An 825-nucleotide genomic window follows, 5' to 3' on the forward strand; every position below is an offset into this window, starting at 1 on the left:
ATTCAAGTCTGGACGCGTTCCTTGAACCGCACCATCCCGCTTATATTGGCGGTCGCCCTTTTCATGGAAAACATGGATTCGACTGTTATCGCGACATCGCTGCCGGCGATCGCCGTCGACATCCACACCAGCCCGATCGCGCTCAAGCTGGCCCTGACCGCCTATCTCGTCTCGCTGGCGATCTTCATTCCGATCAGCGGCTGGATGGCCGACCGTTTCGGCGCCAAGAATATCTTTCGCGCCGCGATCGCCGTCTTCATCGTCGGCTCGATCGCCTGCGCGCTCTCCGGTTCGCTGCCGGCTTTTGTGGTCTCGCGCTTCCTGCAAGGCATTGGCGGCGCCATGATGACACCGGTCGGGCGGCTGGTGCTGGTGCGCGCGACACCGAAGAGCGAACTCGTCGCGGCGATGTCCTGGCTAACCGTTCCGGCGTTGGTCGGACCGTTGGTCGGGCCGCCGGTCGGCGGCTTCATCACCACCTACTTCACCTGGCACTGGATCTTCCTGATCAATGTGCCGATCGGCCTGATCGGCATCTGGCTGGCGACGCGTTTCCTGCCGGAGACCGAATCGATGGAGACGCCGCCGCTCGACTTCCTCGGCTTCGTGCTAAGCGGGCTGGCGGCATCCGGCGTGGTTTTCGGCCTGTCGGTGGTGAGCCTGCCCTATTTGCCGCCGGCCACCGGCCTTATCACCGTAGCGGTCGGCCTGCTGTCGGGCGCGCTCTATCTGCTGCACGCGCGGCGCGCCAAAAATCCCTTGCTGGCGCTCGAATTGTTCCGCAACCAGGTGTTCCGCTCCTCGGTGCTTGGCGGCGGACTGTTC

General features: G+C 63.9%; 1 protein-coding gene. It reads left to right on the plus strand.

The window, feature by feature from the left end; translation table 11 throughout:
* Positions 1-21 precede the first annotated feature (21 nt).
* On the plus strand, positions 22-825 hold an 804-nt coding region (locus EN994_RS33560), incomplete at its 3' end, for an MFS transporter (RefSeq protein ID WP_127308260.1).

This window comes from Mesorhizobium sp. M7A.F.Ca.CA.002.09.1.1 (genome assembly GCF_003998555.1).
Classification (GTDB): Bacteria; Pseudomonadota; Alphaproteobacteria; order Rhizobiales; family Rhizobiaceae; genus Mesorhizobium; species Mesorhizobium ciceri.